Here is a 21,509-nt window from a genome sequence, read left to right as displayed (position 1 = left end):
TTTTATTATACTATAGGTAAATGAGTATTTTATTTTTTACTAATACTTGAAAAGAGTTCACTCAGTATAACAAGTTGCTCCGTATGAGAAGCTGAGTCCGCTGTATTATGGTAGTGATTATTTTTATAATTAAGGAAATGAGAAAACTCATTAATTGTTGAGTAAGACTCATTTGGTTGGGTTGGCTGGGGCTGAGTCGTTGATTCAGAAACCACTTCAATTTTCTCAGGTAATGGGAGTTCTTGCTTAATAGCCATATTAGATAATGGCTGTTCATCCTTGGATTGAGTGGTTTCTTCAATTTCAAGGAAAGAAAAATTATCCATTTTAAGCTGACGGCTTAATGAATTTAAATCATCGTACATAGTTAACCTTCACCCTGAGAATAACAAACACCATTACACGTAGAATGAGTGATTTTTACCATGGTCTTTTAGGTAAATCATCTTATTTTGATATAATATTTAGTTATAGAATTAAGTAAAAATACCTAATTGATTAATATGTAAATAATCTATAGAGATACGTTATATAACATCCTGATTTAATTTTAAAATATGATGTAATTGTGAAATTTGAATAAATAGTAATTGTTAATTTATTTCATTTTAATAGTTATTATTAATAAATAAAATGACAATGAAAAATAGAAAATACGCATTGATTATTACTTATAGATATTAGTAATGAACAATTTATAAATAAAGCAGTTTATTAAATATTTTTATTATGGTTATTGCGATAAATAGCAGAGAAACGCGTTAATAGACAGCGTTAAAATTTTCAATAACCACGTGTCATGATTAAGTTTAACTATCATAGATTAGTGGATATTTTTATCTCGCCATTGGCTAGGGGAATCCCCAACTAAACGGTTAAAGAAGCGTGCAAAGTAAGCCGGATCTTTAAATCCAAGTTGGTAGGCTATTTCTGATACAGGGCTGTCACAAAACAATAGCATACGTTTCGCTTCTCGTAATATGCGGTCAAAAATCAGGCGCTTGGGGGGGCGGTTAGCGAAACGTCGGCACATATCTTTGAGACGAGATTCGGTAACACCCAGTTTGTCTGCATATTCGGGAACAGAAAGGTGCTCATGGTAGTGTGAATCAATAAGCTGGTTAAAACGTTGGAATAGGCGATGTTCTCCTCTTACACCACTAACTGGGTGGTCATCAAGGGGAATTGAGCGTAATAGGAAAGTAAATAGCGCTTGAGCTAAAGAGGATAATACCTGATCGCGTCCGGCGTAGCTATTGGCCGATTCGCGAGCCATTAGTGCCCAATAGTGATTAAAAGTTTCAAGGTCATCGGGTTTATCAGCAACGGACAAACAAATCGCAGGAATAGAGACTAAATCAGGGTTAGCAGGGTAAAGTGATTCTAATAAAGGGATGATTAAATCTTGGCGAACGGTCAGCACGTGCCCATCTGTATCTTCTTGAGTAAAAAAGGCATGAGGAACAGAAGGCGGCGTTAGAATAAATAAAGGGGCTTGGACTGAATAACGTAGGTCATCAAGTTGTAATGTGATATGACCTGTTTCAAGGTAGTGCAACTGAAAAAAGCCATCATGTCGATGTGCTTGCATATCACGGCCAAAAAAGGCGGCCATATTACCGAATGTTTGGTAATGAACATCATCATTCCCTTGTGTTTCATCATAATCTTTACTGATATCAATATTGGTTATTAATGATGACACCACATTCTCCCTTTACTCTGTTGGTTTCGAGCCGCAATACAGAGGATTGCGGCTCGACTATTTTGTTATCTTTGAATATTACGGTGTTGCTCTAGGACGTGAGCTCTTCATGGGGATAAATGCGACTAATAGCGCCCCAACGACCAACAACCCAGCGACAAAGTACAGCCCTGAATTGAAGCTACCTGTTTGGTCTTTTAGCCAACCAATCAGTAGTGGGCTGACCGCTGAACCAATATTACCTGTTGCGTTGATAACAGCAATACCAACAGCACGAGCACGTAAACTGATGGATTGGTCTGGCGTGGTCCAGAATACAGCCATTGCGGTAAATGAACCTGTCGATGCCATAATGATACCAATTAATTGGATGACAGGATGATGTGTCAGTGCCGCTAATACCCAACCTGCCGCTGCAAATAGGTAGGGGAGTGCGGTGTGCATTTTACGTTCTTGTAATCTGTCAGAACGCCGGCTCCAATACACCATACCAAGTATAGTACAGAACTGAGGGATAGCCGTCAGTAGGCCTATCATGGCGTTACTACTGCCTTCATTAAAGCTCTGCATAATTTGTGGCGTCCAGATATTAATGGCACTGAGCGTATTGGTCAGGCAGAAATAGGCCACGGTATACATTAAGACAACAGGGGTAAAAATCTCTTTCCATAAGCTAGTATTCTGTAATGCCGTATGGCTTTTCGAACCGTGCGGCTGAACCAATTCTAACTTATCTTGCTCCATCATTTCTTGAAGACTCTCTTTGTCTTCTTTCGTTAGCCATTTTGCTTTATCTGGCGAATCATCAAGGTAGAACCAGACCAGCACGCCTAAGATCACTGAAGGGAAACCTTCCAGCAGGAACAGCCACTGCCAGCCTTTTAGGTTTAAAATACCATCCATTTCGAGGATGTAACCCGATGCTAGGGAACCAAATGCCATTGTGACAGGCATGGCCACCATAAATAAAGCGTTAGCACGGGCGCGGAAATAAGCAGGAAACCAGTAAGTTAAATAAACTAGGATACCCGGTAAAAAGCCAGCTTCGGCGACGCCGACTAGCATCCGCAAAATATAGAGGCTTGTCGGGCCTGTTGCGAACATTGTGGCTGTTGAGGCGATGCCCCACAGTACCATGATGGTGGCAATCCAACGGCGGGCGCCCACAATACCCAACATAATATTGCTAGGTATCCCAAAAATAACATAGGTTGCATAAAATAGTGTGGCAGCAAGGCCAAACATCGTTGATGTCAGACCAATGTCTTTCCCCATAGTCAGACCCGCAAAACCGATATTAATGCGGTCAAGGAAAGAAAAAACAAATAATACAAATAAAAAGACAATTAGGCGGCGAAATAATTTTTTAATTACGCGTTGTTGTGGTTCAGTTAAATTTTTATGCTGTTCAGCAGGATTTTTTTCAGCAACATTGGATAAATTGCTCATTTTGTAATTCCCTCATTTATATGCATTTAATGCTATTATGGGTACAAAAAGCTCTTAGGCAGCCATATAACATGTCTGCCCCGTAGGTACAGGGTTGTTAATGTTGTTTTCCCTTAGCCACCAGATTGATATTTGTAGGGTAATTGGTTTGCCATATTCCAAGTTGTTTCATTATTCGCTCTTGCTTATCTATCCGAGTCACACAATAATCCATGCTCCTCGGCGATTTTTGCTTAGCGCTTAGAGACAAACTCGAAGTATTTACAACCGAAAGATCGAGTTATCTTAATGGCTTTGGGTGTTTACTACTGTATTGCAAATCACTAATACACACTGGGTGTGTTAGATGTCACTTCAGAAACGGTATTGCCAAAGCGAGCCGCTAATGCTTCTGCGCTACGCGCTAGCAATGTTGTATCCACACCAACCGCAACAAATAGTGCACCTAATTTTAAATAATGTTCAGCGACGTCTGGCGCTGCCATTAAAATACCAGGGGCAATATCCGCAGCACGAATTTGGACAATAGCCTTTTCGATGACTGCCTTCACTTCGGGATGATTTGGATTACCTGAATAGCCCATGTCTGCACTGAGATCAGCTGGCCCAATAAAGACGCCATCGATCCCTTCGACTTGTAATATTTCCGAAAGATTATTGATAGCTTCACGGGTTTCGACTTGCACAATGACACACATCTCATCATTGGCCCGTTGCAGATAATTAGGAATACGATTCCAACGTGATGCACGTGCTAGAGCGCTCCCCACACCGCGGATCCCCGCCGGAGGGTAGCGTGTGGCGCGAACAGCTTGCTGTGCTTGCTCTGCATTTTGCACCATAGGCAGTAATAATGTTTGTGCCCCAATATCCAATAACTGTTTAATAATGACAGGATCATTCCAAGGTGGACGTACAACCGGCTGCGATGGATAAGGTGCGATTGCCTGTAATTGAGTTAATATTGTTTGTACATTATTAGGAGCGTGTTCACCATCAATCAGTAGCCAGTCAAAACCTGCTCCAGCCACCAATTCAGCACTATATGAGCTGCATAGCCCCAGCCATAAACCGATTTGTGGTCGACCTTCTTTTAGTGCATGTTTAAATTTATTTTGTAGGATATCCACGATGATCTCCTTATACGAAGCGGCAACTGACGGAACCCATCACGCCGTAGTCCACATGAAATACATCCCCTTTACGAGCAGGAACCGGTCGAGTAAATGAGCCGCCTAAAATGATTTGGCCAGCTTCTAGTTGGACGTTGTGTGGCGCGAGTTTATTTGCCAGCCAAGCAACCCCGTTTGCAGGGTGGTTAAGTACCGCAGCCGCGACGCCAGACTCTTCAATAACACCGTTACGGTACAGCAATGCACTGATCCATCGTAAATCAAGGTCGCGAGGTTTGATTGGTCTCCCCCCTAAGATCACCGCCGCATTCGCCGCATTATCTGAAATGGTATCGAATACTTTGCGTGGGCGCTTTGTTTCAGGATCAATACCGTGGCAACGGGCATCAATAAGCTCAAGTGCCGGTATGACATAATCAGTTGCGTTATAAACATCAAACAGGGTGCAGTTTGGGCCACTTAAGGGTTTTGCTAAAACAAATGCTAGCTCAACTTCAATACGTGGAACGATAAAACGATCTGTTGGAATTTCACAACCATCGTCAAAAAACATATCGTCGAGAAGTGCACCGTAGTCAGGTTCATCAATTTGAGAACTAGCCTGCATAGCTTTCGATGTTAAGCCAATTTTATGGCCTTTCAGTGAACGACCTTCAGCGATTTTTAGGCCAACCCATTCACGTTGAATAGCGTATGCGTCTTCAATGGTGATTTGTGGATGATCCAATGAAATCTGACGGATCTGTTCACGTGTTTTCTCGGCCTGATTAAGGCGCTGTGCAACTTGCGATATGACATCTTTTTGTAACATGCGAGTATTGCTCCTGTTGAACTCTGCTTATCACGCAAGAAACGTTGGGCGCTTTCTAACCCGCACTGCCAGATGGCAGTGCGCTAATCTGTAAAGGTCAAATTAGTTTGTAGATAGCCCACCGAAGCAGAGATATTTCACTTCCAGATAGTCTTCAATTCCGTAACGTGAACCTTCACGCCCCAGCCCTGACTGCTTAATGCCACCAAATGGGGCAACTTCATTTGAGATAATGCCTTCATTGATACCGACCATGCCGCTTTCGAGTGCTTCTGCAACACGGTAGATGCGGCCGATATCTCTAGAATAGAAATAGGAAGCCAGACCAAATTCGGTATCATTTGCTAAATCAATGGCTTCTTGTTCATCGCGGAACTTAAACAGAGGCGCCAATGGACCAAAAGTCTCTTCTTTGGCGACGATCATAGATTCGGTGACGTCTGCTAATACGGTTGGCTCGAAGAACAATCCGCCTAATGAAGCAGGTTTACCGCCTGCCAGTACGCGTGCGCCTTTAGAAACTGCATCTGCAATATGCTCGGTGACTTTATCAACCGCAGCTTGGTTAATCAGAGGGCCTTGTTGTGAATCGGCTTGAGTTGCTGGGCCGATTTTTAGCTCAGTGACTGCTTTTGCTAAGCGTTTAGCAAATTCATCATAGACGCCTTCTTGAACTAAAATACGGTTAGCACAAACACAGGTTTGCCCGCTGTTGCGGAATTTAGCCGCTAATGCGCCCTGTACGGCGGCATCAAGGTCGGCATCGTCAAACACGATAAAAGGCGCATTGCCACCGAGCTCCAATGATAGCTTTTTCACTGTATCGGCACATTGTGCCATCAGTAATTTGCCGACACGAGTGGAGCCAGTGAAAGTCAGTTTACGAACAACAGGACTTGATGTGAGTACACCACCAATGGCTTTTGCATCTGTACCTGGCACGATGTTGAACACCCCTGCTGGGATACCAGCTTCTTCACCTAATGCTGCTAGTGCTAATGCTGATAATGGGGTCTCAGCCGCAGGTTTCAGTACCATCGTACATCCTGCCGCCAGTGCTGGACCAACCTTACGGGTGATCATGGCATTTGGGAAGTTCCATGGCGTAATCGCAGCGACCACACCCACAGGCTGTTTAATCGTCACTAAGCGGCGACCAGGAAGTGGAGATGGGATTGTTTCGCCATAAACGCGTTTACCTTCCTCGGCAAACCACTCAATAAAGCTTGCACCATAGGCGATTTCACCCATTGATTCTGTGATGGATTTGCCTTGCTCCCAACTGAGTAGCTCTGCAAGCTCTTTTTGGTTTTCCATCATCAATTGGAACCACTTATTAAGAATTTGGCTACGCTCTTTGGCACTTTTAGCACGCCAAGCGGGTAGGGCTTTTTCCGCAGCATCAATCGCTTGTTGGGTTTGTGCTGCACCTACATTACTGACTTTTGCAATGACTTCACCGTTCGCAGGGTTAGTGACATCGAATTGACTATTGTCGTTGGCGTTAACCCATTGACCGTTGATATAAGCCTGCTGGCGGAATAAGGTAGAATTGACATTGATACTCATTTTTCTTTTTTCTCCGAAGGCACTGAGACTAACTGTGAGCGGACATTTTTAGCCGAGAAACGTTGGCTTGTGAAACTTAATCCGGCACAGACAGCCATAACCAGTGCCATAGCAAATGGGGATTCATCCTGTAGTACAGAAACTGCAACACTTGCCAGCGCCGCCAATGCAAATTGAATCGAAATAGCAAGCGCACTGGCGCTACCGGCAATTTTTCCTCGATGCTGCAATAACAGTGATAAGCTATTTGTACCGATAGCATTGACCATCGATAAAAACAGCACCACCAGAATAACAATAATAGGCAGGCTTTGCTGGTAGAAAATGAGTAGTAATAGCCCAAACAGTAATTGCGCACCACTTTGTAGGCAGAGTATGCGAGTTAAACTGTATACTTTGAGCAGTCTGACATTCAGTAGTAATACCACTATCATCCCGAGAATATTACAGCCGAATAATAAACCGTAGTGCTGCTCCGATACGCCAAAATAGTTGATATAAACAAAGGGAGAGCCGCTGATAAAGGCAAACATACCCGCAAAAGAGAATGCCATCGTACCGATAATACTCAGTGCTTCTCTATCGCTTAAAACTTGAGCGTAATTTTGAAACGCGACACTGAGTAAATTTTTAGATTCTTTCTGCGGTGTCAAGGTTTCAGGAAGCAAGAAGAAAATACAACTTGCAGAACAAAGACCTATCAGTGCAAGAAGATAGAAGATCGCTTGCCACTGAAAGTGAATTAATAAAAAGCCACCGAGTAGGGGAGCCAGTAAGGGCGCTATCATAGTGACTAACGTCATCAAAGATAAAACTTTAGGCAGTTCACCTGTTGGGTAAACGTCTCGAGCAATGGCTCGTGCCATGACAATGGCGGCTCCACTACCGAAGGCTTGTAACGCACGAAAAGCAATTAATGCGTCAGCCGAAGAGGCTTGCGCGCACAGTAAACTTGCGAGCGTAAAAATAGTTAGGCCACTTAACAGCATCTTACGGCGACCAAGAATGTCGCTGAGTGGCCCATAAAACAACATGCCAATACAGAAGCCAGCAAAGAATGCGCCGAGTGTATACTGCATCTGCCCTTGGCTCGCCTGGAGGTCATTTCCCATTTGCGGCAGAGCAGGCAGATACATATCTATCGATAATGGCCCAAATGCAACCAGTGACCCTAATAATGGGATCAAGTAGCGAGGGATCTGTTTATCGAATGGCGTCGGCATCAGGCTTCCTTATTTAAATAAAGCGTGAACATTGTTTTGTTTGTAATTCAACACGGGATCAAGCTCTTCCATGGTAAATGATAGAGCGAGATACCTATCACTCATTAACTGAGCAAAGTGTTCTTTGATAAGGGTAAATAGCATTTCACCTGTTTTTTGACGATCTTCAAGAGAACGCCCTGAACCAATTTTGAGTGTCATATGGACAAAGGCGTAATCATGTTTACCATCAGCCATCTGCCAAGTATCTAACCAAATAGCACGGCTACGAATGCCGCCTAAAGGAAAAATGCCAGTTCCTGCTAATGCACTATTTACCTTGGAAAATAGCTCAGGCAAATTCGCTTGTTCACGGATATTGTCGGTACACTCAGCAATAAAATGCGGCATGACGACTCCTTACGCACTGACTTTTTGTTTATCGGTGATATAGCTTGGCAACGGGAAAATAGCGTTAATTTGTCCGGTACCTGAACTGGCGAACAAATCGGTCAGCACTTCAACTTTTTCTGCATATTTATCCCAACCTAGCATGCCTAATAGCATCACCGTATCGTGCATATGACCTTCGCCATAACAGTAGTCAGCGTATTCCGGCAGCATCTTACAGAACTCACTAAAACGGCCTTCACGCCACAATTTGACGACACGCTTATCCATTTGCTCATCAAATTCACGGGTATAATTGTTCATCCCTTCTTCTGCACGATGGTCATCAATAAAGCGATGCGATAATGAGCCACTCGCGAGTACGGCAACCGTGCCATCATATTTTTCGATGGCTGTGAGTACGGCTTCGCCTAATTTACGGCTGTCTTCAAAACTGTGAGAGGTGCAAAATGCAGAAATAGAGATCACTTTAAAGTGGCGATCACTATTCATATAGCGCATAGGAACTAAGGTGGCATATTCTAACGTTAGGCTTGGGATTTCGTGGGATTGAGCACGAACGCCTAGTTTACGGGCTTCTTCACCGATCATGCGACCAAGCTCGGAGTTACCATCATATTCATATTCCATATCACGAATAAAATGAGGGAGTTCGTTACTCGTATAGATCCCTTTAAAGTGATCGGCACAGTTGATGTGATATGCACTGTTAACTAACCAGTGAGTATCAAAAACAATAATAGTATCAACACCAAGTTCGCGGCAGCGGCGGCTGATCTCTTTATGACCGTCAATGGCGGATTGGCGGCAGCCATGATGTTTGCCGGGTAATTCTGACAAGTACATGGATGGAACATGCGTTATTTTTGCCGCAAGTGCTAATTTACCCATAAGTTTTTACCTCCCCCGTGATATTTCGAGCTGTAGCGTGTGAGTGATTTTTCGCTACAGCCCGAATTATTTAGGGCATAAGTTAGATTAAATATTTATTATTGAATTTCCAATAAACTAAATATCTCAATAAATTAAACACCCCAACGAGGAATGTTGTGATCCCCGAAGGAAATACAAACGTTCTTCATTTCTGCAAAAACTTCAAAGCTATATTCACCGCCTTCACGACCAACACCAGAGGCTTTAACGCCACCAAATGGTTGACGTAAATCACGTACGTTTTGTGTATTAACAAACACCATACCGGCTTCAATGTTGCGTGATAAGCGGAGGATCTTGCTGACATCTTGTGTCCAAATATAAGATGCGAGACCATACTCAACATCATTTGCCATACGTAGGCCATCTTCTTCTGACTTGAATGGGATCAAGCAGGCAACTGGCCCAAAGATCTCTTCTTGCGCAACACGCATACGGTTATCGACATCTGCTAATACGGTCGGGCGTAAGAAGTTACCATTTTTCAGATGTGCAGGTAGGTCGGTTGGCTTGTCTGGGCCACCAGCCAGTAATGTTGCCCCTTCTTCTACACCAAGGCGAATATAGCCGGATACCTTGTTCCAATGCTGTTCACTGATCAGGGCACCAACTTGTGTTTTTGGATCCGTTGGGTCGCCGACAATTAGGCGATTAGCGCGCTCAGCGAAGCGCTTAACAAATTCAGGGTAGATACTTTCTTGGATGAAAATACGAGAACCGGCAGTACAACGTTCACCATTAATTGAGAAAATGGTAAACAGAGCCGCATCTAATGCACGTTCGATATCGGCATCTTCAAATATCAGAACAGGGGATTTGCCGCCAAGTTCCATCGAATATTTTTTCAGACCCGCGTTTTGCATGATCACGCGGCCTGTTGCTGTTCCACCAGTAAAGGAAACGGCACGAACGTCATGGTGTTTGACTAGAGCGTCACCTGCTGTGCTGCCGTAACCTTGCACAACGTTAAGTACGCCAGCAGGGATCCCCGCTTCTAATGCCAGCTCACCTAAACGGTTTGCTGATAATGGTGACAGTTCAGACATTTTTAAAACAGCGGTGTTACCTAGGGCTAAACAAGGTGCTGTTTTCCATGTTGCCGTCATGAATGGCACGTTCCAAGGGGAGATCAGTGCACAGACACCAACAGGTTGGATCAGGGTGTAGTTCATCATTTTGTCGTCAACAGGGTAGGTACGACCATTCATCTGTTGGCAGACTTCGGCAAAAAACTCAAAGTTATGTGAAGCACGAGGGATCAACACATTTTTGGTTTGATGAATTGGCAAACCTGTATCCTGAGTTTCCATTTCTGCAATTTCAGGGACGTTTTGGTCGATCAATTCACCAAGACGGCGCATCAAACGAGCACGCTCTTTCATTGGCGTATTAGCCCATTTAGGGAATGCCTCTTTGGCTGCCGCAACGGCTTGATTTATTTCATCTTGACCACCAGAAGCCACTTCAGCGAGTACTTCACCTGTTGCAGGGTTGGTGGTTTGGAAATATTCTTTGCTGGCAACATTTTTGCCATTGATCCAATGGTTAATCTTAGTCATTACACTCGTTCCTCATATTCTTTTTCGCTGACAATATAGTTAATCAGCCGGCCTACACCCTCAACTTCAACGATCACTTCATCACCAGGTACGACATCAGAAAGGCCTTTTGGTGTTCCTGTTGCGATCATGTCACCCGGTTGCAGTGTCATAAAATCACTGAGATAGGAAATTAAAAATGGGATATTGAAAATGAGATCAGCAGTGGTTCCTTTCTGGCGCAACTCACCGTTTACATAGGTATATAGCGCAAGGTTATGGGGATCTTTAACCTGATCTTTATCGATAACCCATGGACCGATAGGCGTTAAAGTGTCACGGCTTTTAACACGCAGGTTGGGGCGATAGTAATTTTCTAAATAGTCACGGATCGCATAATCATTACATACGGTGTAGCCTGCAACATAATCCATCGCATCTTCTTGTGATACTTTGTATGCCGCTTTACCAATGACCACAACAAGCTCTGACTCATAATGCATATAGTCAACATTATCGGGGCGCACCGAAACTTGGCGATGGCCTGTTAATGTGTTATCTGCTTTGATAAAAATCAGAGGCTCTTCAGGTGGCTTGAAATCAAGTTCAGTAGCATGGTCGGCATAATTTAAGCCCAGTGCGAACAGTGTGCCTCTAACAGGAGGTAACCATTCAACATTAGCATCATCGCCTGCAATAACTTGGCCATTTGGTAATGTGATTTGCTCGTTTTCACCAACCGTAACGGAATACTCAGTACCTTGGTAACGAATTTTTGCGTGTTTCATTATTGTCCTCCTGCCACAACAACGTTATTGCTTAGGCTCGGAAAGCCTTCTGCTTGAACAGTGACTTCATCACCAGGCTGAATGGTGACGCGTTGATGAGGCGTGCCCATCAGTATCACATCACCCGCTTTTAACGTGGCAAATTCACTGAGTGCGGCAACTAACTCACTGGCATCACGAACCAGATCTTTTGTAGACCAACGGTCAGCTTCTTTACCATTGATGAGGGTGATAATGTCGACAGGGGCAGTTAATGTTGTTTCAACCATTTCCCCAATAGGGCAGAAACTATCACAGCATTTTGCTTTGATAGCAGGACGATAAAATGAGTCTTCAGGTAGGCTGACTTCATTTGCTAATGCAAAGCCCGCAATATAATTTTTGGCTTCTGACTGGCTGACTTTACGTGCATCTTTACCAATAACCAGTGCTAGTGTTGCACCACTTTGCACCACTTCACCGGCAGGGTGCAAAATAGGCTCCCCTGAATTGATCCGAGTATTACGCGGCTTTATAAACCACACAGGTGTTTTTGGTGGGGTTTTATAAGGGGCTTGCCCGAATGCCTCATGCCAGTGAGCCACTTGGCTTTGATGATTGAGGGCAACGGCAAATACAGTGCCTTTCATTGACAACTCCTTATTAGGAAAACGATGATTTCGAATGATTGTTAATATATTAATAATGTATAAAGTGGTAATTGGCAATAGGCTAGAGAAATTGTTAATTTTAATTGTGATCTCTTTAACATATTCAGAAGGTTTTTATGTAACCCATTGATATTCAGTATTCTGATATTTTTTTTGAATTTTTATTGTAACTTTTTATTAACTTTTTGGTTTGCTGTTGAATTGTTTACTCATTAATATTTTGGGGTTTTTCTTTGTGATTGTTATTTTACCGTGCTAACCTTGGTTTTAAGTGGATAGAATAGGCTATCACTAAGGGTAAATTTGCGGTGTAAAGGCGCAATAGATTGTGTAATACCAATTTAATTGGTATTAAATAAACATTTTAGAGTGGTGAGTTTTAAACTTATGCATGAATCATTGACAATTGCATTATTACAGGCAAGAGAGACCGCAATGGGGTTCTTTCGCCCTATTTTAAAGTCATACAATTTGACTGAACAGCAATGGCGTATTATCCGAGTACTTGCCGATAAACGCTCTATTGATTTCCATGAGTTATCAGTTCAAACCTGTATTCTTCGTCCAAGTTTGACAGGGATTTTGACTCGTATGGAGCGGGAAGGGTTAATTTTTCGCTTAAAGCCACTCAATGATCAGCGTAAGCTCTATGTTTCTCTGACGCCTAGTGGTCAAACATTGTACGATAAAGCACGTCAAGAAGTGGAAGAGGGCTATCAAAAAATTGAGCAGGCATTTTCTCAGGAGAAAATGCAACAATTAACTGCACTGCTGGATGAATTAATTGCTTTAGAAAGCCCTGATTACAGCCATATTGCGGATAAAAAAGAGAGCGCTTAGGGCGAATTTCGCATGTCGTGGGCAATAAATAAATTGCCCCCTAATCAGCAACATTCTGATTAGGGGGCTTTTTGTTGTTTACTTACCTAGTAGATGTAGGAAGTGAATATGTTTCTCGTACTGGTCGAGAATATCATGGATGACCTGTTCTTTGGTCCAGCCCATAACATCATAGTCTTGCCCACCTTCTTTAAGGTGAACCTCTGCACGATAATATTTCTGCTCTTCGCTTTTTTCATCATCGCTCTCTGTTCCCATGCCAGAAAGGGCAAAAGAAGGTTGAACATAGTAGCGCAAGCGAACTTCGTATAGGAAGTTCATATCCTCACCTAAATCGACCTCGAAGCCAATCCTATCATCTTTATCATTATAGATATGGCAAGTCGTATTCTGCTTCTCAAGCTCCTCTGAGACCATTTCCATCGATGGATGAACAACCTCACCAAGAAAACGTTTTACTTGGTTACGTTTTGGGAAATACGCGATATTACGTAAGCGTCGTTGCCATGGAATTGGATTGCGGCTCGCTGTCGGAGCAATTGTGGCTAATTGTTGGCTATCACGTTTATAAGCATCAATACGCAATGCTTTAAATAAGCCATAAATTGCTGCTAATAGTACCATCGCAAACGGTAAGGCGCTGGCAATAGTTAAGGTTTGTAGTGCTTGTAAGCCACCTGCAAGTAATAATGTGATAGCAACGACACCCATTAAACCAGCCCAGAAAATACGCTGCCAAACTGGGGTATTTGAATCACCACCCGATGCTAAAGTATCAACAACCATTGCCCCAGAGTCAGCCGAAGTGACAAAGAAGACGACCACCATCAGCATAGCAAAAAATGACAGTACGGTAGAGAAAGGGAAGTAGGTTAAAAATTCAAACAGGGCGAGTGAAACATCTGATTGTACTGTTTCTGCCAGTTTAACGGCATCTTGGTTTTTAATCAGGTTAATGGCGGAATTACCGAAGAACGTCATCCACATTAAAGTAAAGCCAGCAGGAACAAATAGAACGCCAGTGACGAACTCACGAATAGTACGTCCACGTGAAATTCGCGCGATAAACATCCCAACAAATGGCGACCAAGAGAGCCACCAACCCCAATAAAGTAATGTCCAACCACCTAACCAATCACTGGATTTAGGCTCATAGGCATACAAGTTAAAGGTTTTGTTGACTATCTCGGATAGATAACCACCTGTGTTTTCAACAAATGATTTCAGTAATAAAACGGTTGGCCCTAAGATCAACACCAGCAGCATCAATATAAAGGCTAAACCTAAGTTTAATTCAGAAAGAATGCGGATCCCTTTATCTAGGCCTGAAACCACAGACAGCGTCGCAAGGCCAGTAAAGACAACGATCAGAATAACTTGTACGGTTGGGCTAACAGGCAGACCAAACAGGTGATTCATCCCTGCATTAACCTGCAATACGCCAAAGCCTAATGATGTCGCAACCCCAAAAACAGTACCGACAACCGCGAAAATATCGACAAAGTGGCCAATAGGGCCATAAATACGATCACCAATAATAGGATACAGTGCGGAGCGGAGGGTCAGCGGTAACCCATGGCGGTAGCTAAAAAAGGCTAAAATCAGCGCCACAATGGCGTAAATCGCCCAAGCGTGTAAGCCCCAATGGAAGAAGGTCAAACGCATTGCCTCTTTCGCGGCTTCAACCGTTTGCGGATCACCGACTGGTGGGTTGAGGTAGTGCATTACAGGCTCTGCAACACCAAAGAACATTAACCCTATCCCCATACCTGCGGAAAACAGCATGGCAAACCAAGACACATAGCTAAAATTAGGTTGTGCGTGATCGGGGCCGAGTTTTATCTGTCCATAACGAGAGAGTCCCAGATAAGTCACACTCAAAAGAATGATAGCGACAGCTAGAATATAGAACCAGCTAGCATTATTGAATAGGTTTTGTTGAAGATGACTTAGATGAGATTCTGCTACTTCCGGCATGATGGCGGCAAAACCAACAATAACCATAATCACAAGTGCAGAGGTATAAAATACCGGGGGACTAATTTTTGAGCGATTTTTTTTAGAATCAGTATCGTTTTGACTCATAACAACCTTCTTTGATTTATTTTATTTTTGACATACCAATAATCTGTTGGGTATGCAACGCGCTGTCCTTCTTAATGAAACAATGAAATTGCGAAAGGGTTCCCAGTGGGGAAACAGTAGAAAGAACAATAATGAAACAGTTTGCAGAGATAGCGATAAAAACGGTTATTGCGCCCGTTGCTATCAAATGTTTTTTTAGCTGTTATTACTCCATTTGCGAAAAAACCGGCGGATATATTGCCATATATCGAGACTGGTTTCAAATAAACAGGAAAAACCTCTATGTTTTCATGAAAATATAGCCTTATAAATCACATTATTAACTATCATTGTTGTTATCTTTTTAACTATTTAACAAAAAGTTAGATAAAAAGCTTAGAAAGGTTAATTAAATTAACATTAATATTCGGATTTTAGGTAGAAATAAATATTGGTAGAGTTTCGGTGTTATTAGGAATAGGGCATATTCACCGTAACTGACTATCTTTACTCCCTCGGCGATTATAACCACTAAATGTGGCACTTTTTTGATCGGCGGCATTTTGGCAAGTGATACAGAGCTGTACGCCAGGGAGTGCCTTGCGGCGGGCGAGAGGAATAGGCTCACCACATTCAACACAGTATTCAGCACTTTCGCCTGAATGGAGTTGACTGCGAGCCTTAGCGATAGCGTCATCAAGAGTGGCATCAATTTGTTCTTGAACCGCATTTTCGTTAGCCCAACCATTTGCCATAATCACCTCGTACAAAAAAGCATCACTTTATTGATCATAAGGGGTGATATGGAAAATTCAAGGCGTTAGAACTTAAATTAACGGTAGAACCATATAGATATGATCCATACCATCTTCGTCATACATTTCGCCTTGTGTGTGATAGCCTAATGTTTCGTAAAAGGCGATTGCGGTATGTTGTGCAGATAGTCCTACAGCATGAAATTGGTTCTCGATAGCGTACTGCTCAACAAATTTCATTAACTTACGTCCAAAGCCTTTGCCTCGATATTGTTTAAGTACCGCGACTCTGCCCACTTTTATCACTTTGTCGGCTTGTAAAATACAACGTAGTACAGCAACAGGGCTATTTTCTAGGTATAGCACCACATGTAATGCGTCATCATCATATACATCTACATCGATTTCAGCAGGAAAGCCTTGTTCATGGGTAAAAACTTGTTGGCGAAGCGCGAAAGCGTGATTAACGATTTTAGGATCAGTATACCCAAGGCTATATCTCACTTGCATGTTGTCTCCAATTTATAAGGTAACGTGTTTATATTATTTCGGTTTTAAATTGTTATACCAGAATTGAGGGGGAACAGGACATGGTTTTGTGTGCTTTACTTTCTCAGCATAAAAATATAAAAAAAGCAGGCCAGCGTAGACCTGCTTTGAGAATAAACCGAGTTATCTAGCATAGATAGTTATTTGTTTTCTGCTTTTAATTCTTCAGTTTTATTTTTGGCATCAGTCGCTAGTTCATCTGCTTTATTGATTGAGTCTGTTTTCACTTCTTGGCTTTTTTCTGCTATTTTATCATTTGTTTCTGATAGCTTATTTTTTGCCGATTCAGTTAATTCATCTGATTTTTTATCAGCCGCATCTTTTAGCTCTTTAGCTTTATCAGATAGCTCATCTGCCTTAGCTGAAGCTTGTTTTTCAAGTTCGTTAGCTTTCTCTGTGGCACTATTTTTAAATTCAGAGATTTTTTGCTCGCTAGCCTTTTTTAATTCATCGGCTTTCTCTGTAGCGCTCTCTTTAAGCTCAGCCGCTTTTTGCTCGCTAGCTTCTTTCAATTCATTAGCTTTCTCTGTAGCGTTCTCTTTAAGCTCAGCTGCTTTTTGTTCGCTAGCTTCTTTTACTTCTTTAGCCTTATCTGCAATTTCATCCGCTTTTTCTGAAGCTTGTTTTTGAAGGTCATTCGCTTTTGCTTCTGCACTATCCTTAAGTTCGGCTGCTTTTTGCTCACCAGCATCTTTTAATTGCTCCACTTTTTCTTCAGTTTGTTTCATCGTTTGATCTGTCTTTGATGAATCATCACAACCTGCCGCCATAGCGATAATACCTGCTAGAATAAGAGAACTTAATATTTTCTTTTTCATAAATATTTCCTTTAGCATGATGTAAGTGGATACGGATCTGCTATCAATAGCATGTTATAAATATAACTCATATTTTTAATAATTAAAAATCAGTTGTCTCTGAAAGTTACCTGAAATAAAAAGGTAGCATTATCAGCAAAATAGTGATTTTAATGCTTGATATCAATATTTAACTTAATAAAAAAGACGAGCTTTATTATTTCGCTATAATTAATCTTGGATATTAGCAAAAAAATAATATGCTGGTTTATTTAACTAAAATTCATAAAAACGTGAGTATACGAAAGGAAGTCTTATATGAGTTATTACTATATGCTTGTTGTAGTCAAGTTTATCATTGGTTTTGCCATTGTTCTTACTCATATGAATTTGTCTGGGAAAACGCAGCTGTCACAGATGACACCTATTGATTTTATTGGGAATTTTGTGTTGGGTGGAATTATTGGTGGTGTGATTTATAGCGATACAATCCCATTATATCAGTACATCACTTTACTCTTTATAGGTGTGTTTTTTATATCAGGGCTAAACTATTTAACTAAAAAATTTAACTTTATTCGCAACGTGACTATCGGCAATCCTATCCCTATTATTAGTAAAGGAAACTTTATTATGGAAAATATATTAGAAAAAGGGAATAAAATTGATATTTTGAATATATCCTCAAGAATTCATGCACAAGGGGTTCATTCATTCCAAGAAATCTATTATGCCCAGATTGAACCAGATGGGCAATTAACGGTTATTTGTGATCCAACAAATATGCCATCAGTGATTATTATGAAAGATGGTGTTGTTAGGCTAAATGAATTGCAATCGATAGAAAAAGACGAAGAGTGGTTAAATAAACAGATGGTTAAACATGGGATCGATAAGCCCGAATCTGTTTTTCTTGCTGAGTTTTGGCAAGGTGAAGTCAAATTTATTCGGCAAGATGGCAAAATTCAGTAACTATCACGTTTCTTAATAAAAAGATGAAGAGCCGCTAAAGGCTCTTCATCTTAGGTAGAAGATGCTTTACTGACAAATTATTTTTTCAAATCATCATACAGCATCAAAGAGGATTTATTCTCAGGGTCACCAATGTAACGCGGCTGTGGTTGGTATTCGTCACTAAATAGGCTTTTCTGAGGAGTGTAGCCTTTGTAGTTAAAGCCCGCGAGATCAGACCATGAGTAGATAAAATCCATGGTGCTATAAGGCCTATCGGTTTTACTGTTCAAATTAAAATTATGGCTTTGTAACCATTCAGGAGATTGCCATACTAGGAATGGAACATTGTAGATCACACGACTTGGTTTGCCTTCACTACGACCTAAAGTTTCATGAGGAGGTGTATCAAAGACATCTTCACCATGATCAGAGAAAAAGACTAAAAAGCCATTTTCTTTTGATGAATCAAAATCTTTAATTAATGTGGAAACAATATAATCATTGTAGTGTTGTGCGTTGTCGTAAGCATTGTAATCTTCGACTTGGCTCTCTTTGAGGTTACTTGGCACCAGACTATCTTTACCTTTAAAGATGGCTTTATCTTCAGGGTAACGGAACTCATATCGCATATGGGTTCCAAGTAGGTGAACAACAATAAATTTTTTCTCAGCAGGGTCGGCCAGAGCTTCTTTAAACGGGGCTAGCACAACTTCATCGTAAATACGTGAACTTTGGGCCATATCGTTATTTAAGTAATATTGTTTATCTGTTTGTCGAGAAAAAGCGGTTAATAGCGTATTACGCTCCGTCATTGTCTGTTGGTTTGTGATCCAAAAAGTTTTAAATCCAGCTTGCTTCATCATATTCATGATTGAAGGGCGCGAATTAAATAACTCGGGCTCAGTTTGAGAGGCAAACGTGAGAATTTGCTGGAGCGCCTCTATTGTATAAGGACGAGAGGTCACGACATCGTTAAATACAGACAAATTATCGGGATACTGTTGTTTTAGCTGCTCAAGCTCTGGTGTTGTTGGGCGTTTATAACCATATAAGCTCATCCTATCGCGACTTGTTGATTCACCAATGACCAAAACAAAAGTTCTCGGCGTATTGCCGTTAGCATCGATAAAGTTTTCTAATGGCGGGATCTTACTGTTATCACGGATCAGTTCTTCCATATTGGCTAACTGGTTTTTATAGAGAAAATAGCCACTAACAAATTGCCAAGGCGCAGCATAGGCAAGTTTACTATTCACATAAGACATGACATTGGCGAACGGCCTATCTTGTTTAATTCCTTTATTATAATAAGGTACGCCAAATAAGATGATTAGCACGAGCAAAGAGACACCACATCTCGCTGACACTGGCATGGTCACTGGTTTTAGTCGTGACCATAAGAAAATCGCGACCAGAGTATAAATCAATATAACCGCGATAACTTTAAAGCTAATGTATTGCCTTAAAAATTCACCTGCTTCATTTGTATTTGTTTCAAACATCACAAACATGACGCTTTGTGAGATCTGATGCCCATAGACGACAAAATAAGCGAGTGCAATGACAGATGAAAGCCAAAGAATGATACCGATAATGCCGGCAACTAATTTGATCCTTCTAGGGAAAAAGAGCGCAGGGATTAACCAGAGTGTGCTGTACAGTAAAGAGTCTCTTAATCCGACGGTGTTACTTTGTCCTGTAACAACAACATAGATTTGGAGCAATGATGAGAAATACCAGAAATAGATGAGCAACCACAGTAAAGCTGTCCAGCTAAATCTCTTTGCTTGCGTAGAATTAACCATAATTTATTGAACTCTTATTCTTAAGTCATGTTAGGTAATAAGAAAAAACGCCAAAAATCGATTTTTAGATATTATCTTAGAAATTAAGTTCAATAAAATAAACAACTAATAATTGATGAGATTTGGTTGATATTTGGTTTAATTTTACACAGGAAATAAAGTCAAATTAAGATAGCTTCAGTTTGATAGTTAGGCTTTTTTTATATTTTATTTCTCCTAAGTATAAAAATGGAACTGTATCAGTTGATATAAGGATATGTCGGTTATACCAATAAAATCAACCGAAGAACGGCATTCTAACTAACATCAATGACCAACATGTGTTATATAGACTTTATGTAATCTTATCTGAGCAGAGGGTGAAGGAAAAATGTCAGATAACGCGTTTATTGCTTTTCTGAAATCATCCTTATTTATCCGTTTAATCATCTCAATACTTATCATTTTTGATGGTTTTATGATTATTAAGCCTGTATTGGGGGCTTATACTGACTATATTGATTGGCGAGCGAATGGGTTTAGTGAGTGGCTTAAATCTCTCGGCTTTATGAAGTTGCTTGATATCCCTCGTTTTTTGTTAGGAATTTCATTGATATTTTTATCTTTTTTCATGCTTAATGGCGCCCGAATCGCATGGGTGTTTTCACTGCTTTTACTGGCCATTATTTCGTTTGTTGATTTAAAAATTGCAACGGAAAACCTTCATCAAGGTTATTTTTCGCTGGTCCTTTTTTTGGCGTTGAGCTTTTTTTGGAAGCGTTATCATCATCACAGCTTAACCAGTGCGGGATTTGTGGCGATAACTTGTATCATTGCATTATTGCTTTATTCCATTTTTGGCACACTCTATATCGGTAATGAATTTCTACCCGTCGTTAAAGATGGAACCACGGCATTTTATTTCGCGTTAGTTTGTATGACGACCGTCGGTTTCGGCGATATAGTGCCAGTCTCTACAGATGCTCGGGTATTTACTGTTACGGTCATTATTCTTGGTATTACAATTTTTACAACATCAGTGGTTTATGTTGTAGGGCTGTTAGCTAAAGGAACAAAGGAAATTGTTCGCAAGAGGTTTTCTTATATGAAAAATCATTATGTTGTAATTGGTAGTACGCCAATGGCGGTAAGCATGTATGAAGGGTTAAAAAATCGCGAACTGCCAGTTGCGGTGATCTGCCAAGAAAGTCATCGCGCACATTATCCTGAGAAAGATAATATCGTCACTGGTGACCCTACAGATACAGCGCTATTAGCCGAATCGAATGTTAAACAGGCAAAATATGTATTAGTGATGACAGATAGCGACGCCTTAAGTACTTTTGTTCTCTTAGGGATAAAACAACTTGCTGGTGAAGGTGTAAAAACGGTGGTATTGGTTAACCAAGAAAGCAATATAGATAAAATTCGCCTGCTTAACCCCGACATGCTGTTTTCATTATCTTCTTTAGGGGGCGAAGTTTTGATGAAAGTGCTTTGCGGTGAAACAATATCAAATGACAGTATTAGTGATATTCTGTTAAATAAAGTGGCGAAAAACGAATAACAGGAATAAA

At 41.2% G+C, this 21,509-nt stretch carries 20 protein-coding genes; 3 read left to right on the top strand and 17 right to left on the bottom strand.

The features are described 5' to 3' along the window. Window positions 1-29 precede the first annotated feature (29 nt). The 12 genes from PR709_RS07385 to PR709_RS07330 form a co-directional block, all read right to left on the bottom strand. Window positions 30-365, bottom strand: coding sequence for a hypothetical protein (locus PR709_RS07385; protein WP_004927336.1), 336 nt, complete (start codon window positions 363-365; stop codon window positions 30-32). 458 nt (window positions 366-823) lie between these two features. Continuing rightward, window positions 824-1,708, bottom strand: a complete 885-nt coding sequence (hpaA, locus tag PR709_RS07380) for a 4-hydroxyphenylacetate catabolism regulatory protein HpaA (RefSeq protein WP_004927338.1) — start codon at window positions 1,706-1,708, stop codon at window positions 824-826. Window positions 1,709-1,783: 75 nt separating this feature from the next. Further along, window positions 1,784-3,154 carry a 4-hydroxyphenylacetate permease gene (hpaX, locus tag PR709_RS07375; RefSeq protein ID WP_004927339.1) on the bottom strand — a complete coding sequence of 457 codons (1,371 nt, stop codon included), beginning with the start codon at window positions 3,152-3,154 and terminating at the stop codon, window positions 1,784-1,786. A gap of 323 nt (window positions 3,155-3,477) precedes the next feature. After that, window positions 3,478-4,284 (bottom strand): 4-hydroxy-2-oxoheptanedioate aldolase, encoded by an 807-nt coding sequence (gene hpaI / locus PR709_RS07370; protein ID WP_004927343.1) that lies wholly within the window; start codon window positions 4,282-4,284, stop codon window positions 3,478-3,480. Between the two features lie 10 nt (window positions 4,285-4,294). Then, window positions 4,295-5,098, bottom strand: coding sequence for a 2-oxo-hept-4-ene-1,7-dioate hydratase (gene hpaH, locus PR709_RS07365; protein WP_004927346.1), 804 nt, complete (start codon window positions 5,096-5,098; stop codon window positions 4,295-4,297). Window positions 5,099-5,200: 102 nt separating this feature from the next. After that, on the bottom strand, window positions 5,201-6,667 hold the full coding sequence (locus tag PR709_RS07360; RefSeq protein ID WP_004927350.1) for an NAD-dependent succinate-semialdehyde dehydrogenase: 1,467 nt from the start codon (window positions 6,665-6,667) through the stop codon (window positions 5,201-5,203). Continuing rightward, window positions 6,664-7,890 carry a Bcr/CflA family multidrug efflux MFS transporter gene (locus tag PR709_RS07355; RefSeq protein ID WP_004927355.1) on the bottom strand — a complete coding sequence of 409 codons (1,227 nt, stop codon included), beginning with the start codon at window positions 7,888-7,890 and terminating at the stop codon, window positions 6,664-6,666. The genes PR709_RS07360 and PR709_RS07355 overlap by 4 nt, the downstream gene beginning before the upstream one ends. A gap of 9 nt (window positions 7,891-7,899) precedes the next feature. After that, window positions 7,900-8,280 (bottom strand): 5-carboxymethyl-2-hydroxymuconate Delta-isomerase, encoded by a 381-nt coding sequence (locus PR709_RS07350; RefSeq protein WP_004927358.1) that lies wholly within the window; start codon window positions 8,278-8,280, stop codon window positions 7,900-7,902. A 9-nt stretch (window positions 8,281-8,289) separates the two neighbouring features. Next, a complete protein-coding gene (hpaD, locus tag PR709_RS07345) occupies window positions 8,290-9,171 on the bottom strand; it encodes a 3,4-dihydroxyphenylacetate 2,3-dioxygenase (RefSeq protein ID WP_004927362.1) in 882 nt (293 codons plus the stop codon). A gap of 134 nt (window positions 9,172-9,305) precedes the next feature. Continuing rightward, window positions 9,306-10,772, bottom strand: a complete 1,467-nt coding sequence (gene hpaE, locus PR709_RS07340) for a 5-carboxymethyl-2-hydroxymuconate semialdehyde dehydrogenase (protein WP_004927363.1) — start codon at window positions 10,770-10,772, stop codon at window positions 9,306-9,308. Beyond that, a complete protein-coding gene (locus PR709_RS07335) occupies window positions 10,772-11,539 on the bottom strand; it encodes a fumarylacetoacetate hydrolase family protein (RefSeq protein ID WP_004927367.1) in 768 nt (255 codons plus the stop codon). Before PR709_RS07335 ends, hpaE begins: the two co-directional genes overlap by 1 nt. Next, on the bottom strand, window positions 11,539-12,168 hold the full coding sequence (locus tag PR709_RS07330; protein ID WP_004927370.1) for a fumarylacetoacetate hydrolase family protein: 630 nt from the start codon (window positions 12,166-12,168) through the stop codon (window positions 11,539-11,541). The genes PR709_RS07335 and PR709_RS07330 overlap by 1 nt, the downstream gene beginning before the upstream one ends. A 408-nt stretch (window positions 12,169-12,576) precedes the next feature. Between PR709_RS07330 and hpaR the strand changes: the two genes are divergently transcribed. Then, window positions 12,577-13,029: a homoprotocatechuate degradation operon regulator HpaR gene (gene hpaR / locus PR709_RS07325; protein WP_004927374.1), complete on the top strand. Its 453-nt coding sequence runs from the start codon at window positions 12,577-12,579 to the stop codon at window positions 13,027-13,029. Between the two features lie 78 nt (window positions 13,030-13,107). Here hpaR and PR709_RS07320 read toward each other — a convergent pair whose 3' ends face one another. The 4 genes from PR709_RS07320 to PR709_RS07305 form a co-directional block, all read right to left on the bottom strand. Beyond that, a complete protein-coding gene (locus PR709_RS07320) occupies window positions 13,108-15,114 on the bottom strand; it encodes a BCCT family transporter (protein ID WP_014656736.1) in 2,007 nt (668 codons plus the stop codon). Window positions 15,115-15,581: 467 nt separating this feature from the next. After that, entirely contained in the window at window positions 15,582-15,848 is a 267-nt protein-coding gene (locus PR709_RS07315) for a DksA/TraR family C4-type zinc finger protein (protein WP_004927380.1), read from the bottom strand. 72 nt (window positions 15,849-15,920) lie between these two features. Then, a complete protein-coding gene (locus PR709_RS07310; RefSeq protein WP_004927383.1) occupies window positions 15,921-16,358 on the bottom strand; it encodes a GNAT family N-acetyltransferase in 438 nt (145 codons plus the stop codon). Between the two features lie 179 nt (window positions 16,359-16,537). After that, entirely contained in the window at window positions 16,538-17,215 is a 678-nt protein-coding gene (locus PR709_RS07305) for a hypothetical protein (protein WP_036941715.1), read from the bottom strand. Between the two features lie 297 nt (window positions 17,216-17,512). On the opposite strand from PR709_RS07305, the gene PR709_RS07300 reads away from it, so the two are divergent. Further along, the gene (locus tag PR709_RS07300) at window positions 17,513-18,166 is read left to right on the top strand and encodes a DUF421 domain-containing protein (protein WP_014656734.1); all 654 of its coding nucleotides are present in this window, start codon (window positions 17,513-17,515) and stop codon (window positions 18,164-18,166) included. A 77-nt stretch (window positions 18,167-18,243) separates the two neighbouring features. Here the strand turns inward: PR709_RS07300 and PR709_RS07295 are convergent, their stop codons facing one another. Then, window positions 18,244-19,953: a phosphoethanolamine transferase CptA gene (locus PR709_RS07295; RefSeq protein ID WP_004927389.1), complete on the bottom strand. Its 1,710-nt coding sequence runs from the start codon at window positions 19,951-19,953 to the stop codon at window positions 18,244-18,246. Window positions 19,954-20,323: 370 nt separating this feature from the next. Here PR709_RS07295 and PR709_RS07290 point away from each other — a divergent pair, with 370 nt between their 5' ends. Next, window positions 20,324-21,499 carry an ion channel gene (locus PR709_RS07290; protein ID WP_040132859.1) on the top strand — a complete coding sequence of 392 codons (1,176 nt, stop codon included), beginning with the start codon at window positions 20,324-20,326 and terminating at the stop codon, window positions 21,497-21,499. The last annotated feature ends 10 nt before the right edge of the window (window positions 21,500-21,509 follow it).

It is taken from the genome of Providencia sp. PROV267 (genome assembly GCF_028477825.1).
In the GTDB taxonomy this organism is placed as follows: Bacteria; Pseudomonadota; Gammaproteobacteria; order Enterobacterales; family Enterobacteriaceae; genus Providencia; species Providencia stuartii.
This window is presented reverse-complemented; position numbering and strand designations above follow the sequence as displayed.

Coding starts and splice junctions, on each gene's coding strand:
- PR709_RS07385 (WP_004927336.1), bottom strand. CDS start 365: ATGTACGATGATTTAAATTCATTAAGCCGTCAGCTTAAAATGGATAAT.
- hpaX (WP_004927339.1), bottom strand. CDS start 3,154: ATGAGCAATTTATCCAATGTTGCTGAAAAAAATCCTGCTGAACAGCAT.
- hpaH (WP_004927346.1), bottom strand. CDS start 5,098: ATGTTACAAAAAGATGTCATATCGCAAGTTGCACAGCGCCTTAATCAG.
- PR709_RS07360 (WP_004927350.1), bottom strand. CDS start 6,667: ATGAGTATCAATGTCAATTCTACCTTATTCCGCCAGCAGGCTTATATC.
- PR709_RS07355 (WP_004927355.1), bottom strand. CDS start 7,890: ATGCCGACGCCATTCGATAAACAGATCCCTCGCTACTTGATCCCATTA.
- PR709_RS07350 (WP_004927358.1), bottom strand. CDS start 8,280: ATGCCGCATTTTATTGCTGAGTGTACCGACAATATCCGTGAACAAGCG.
- hpaD (WP_004927362.1), bottom strand. CDS start 9,171: ATGGGTAAATTAGCACTTGCGGCAAAAATAACGCATGTTCCATCCATG.
- hpaE (WP_004927363.1), bottom strand. CDS start 10,772: ATGACTAAGATTAACCATTGGATCAATGGCAAAAATGTTGCCAGCAAA.
- PR709_RS07335 (WP_004927367.1), bottom strand. CDS start 11,539: ATGAAACACGCAAAAATTCGTTACCAAGGTACTGAGTATTCCGTTACG.
- PR709_RS07330 (WP_004927370.1), bottom strand. CDS start 12,168: ATGAAAGGCACTGTATTTGCCGTTGCCCTCAATCATCAAAGCCAAGTG.
- hpaR (WP_004927374.1), top strand. CDS start 12,577: ATGCATGAATCATTGACAATTGCATTATTACAGGCAAGAGAGACCGCA.
- PR709_RS07320 (WP_014656736.1), bottom strand. CDS start 15,114: ATGAGTCAAAACGATACTGATTCTAAAAAAAATCGCTCAAAAATTAGT.
- PR709_RS07315 (WP_004927380.1), bottom strand. CDS start 15,848: ATGGCAAATGGTTGGGCTAACGAAAATGCGGTTCAAGAACAAATTGAT.
- PR709_RS07310 (WP_004927383.1), bottom strand. CDS start 16,358: ATGCAAGTGAGATATAGCCTTGGGTATACTGATCCTAAAATCGTTAAT.
- PR709_RS07305 (WP_036941715.1), bottom strand. CDS start 17,215: ATGAAAAAGAAAATATTAAGTTCTCTTATTCTAGCAGGTATTATCGCT.
- PR709_RS07300 (WP_014656734.1), top strand. CDS start 17,513: ATGAGTTATTACTATATGCTTGTTGTAGTCAAGTTTATCATTGGTTTT.
- PR709_RS07295 (WP_004927389.1), bottom strand. CDS start 19,953: ATGGTTAATTCTACGCAAGCAAAGAGATTTAGCTGGACAGCTTTACTG.
- PR709_RS07290 (WP_040132859.1), top strand. CDS start 20,324: ATGTCAGATAACGCGTTTATTGCTTTTCTGAAATCATCCTTATTTATC.